Annotated in this window: 1 protein-coding gene; it reads right to left on the bottom strand. The window is 57.2% G+C overall.

Annotated features, from left to right (window positions below):
* Nucleotides 1–123 precede the first annotated feature (123 nt).
* Nucleotides 124–339: hypothetical protein (locus AB4Y42_RS44415; protein ID WP_368697920.1), on the bottom strand; the 216-nt coding region annotated here is incomplete at its 5' end.

The following is a 339-nucleotide window of genomic DNA, read 5'->3' as shown; positions in this document are numbered from 1 at the left end:
AGCGGGCGTTGGGAGCCGCTTCCGGGCACGGGTTCGCTCGACGAGATGGCCGATGTGGTGGTCACGCTGCTGCAGCCCTATCTGCAGCCCGATAATTATTAAATGTATTTACGGGATGTTGTACTAGGCCTGATCAAGGCGATGCTCAAAGCCGGCAGTTTCGGCAAGGGTCGTCTCTTTCCGAGCGAGCGTGGAATGCCGCAAGGTGGGGTAAGTACGCCGCCTACAATGTTGCATACTTTTCTCTCCTGCGTCTGAGTCGGTCGAATTTTCGCTGCCGCGAACCGGCGGTTGCGGATCGACACGGAACACGACGACGATCTCGTCCTTGTGGATTTC

It is taken from the genome of Paraburkholderia sp. EG286B (assembly GCF_040965655.1).
In the GTDB taxonomy this organism is placed as follows: Bacteria; Pseudomonadota; Gammaproteobacteria; order Burkholderiales; family Burkholderiaceae; genus Paraburkholderia.
Note: the sequence above shows the minus strand (reverse complement) of the source record. Positions and strands in the feature narration are given on the sequence as shown.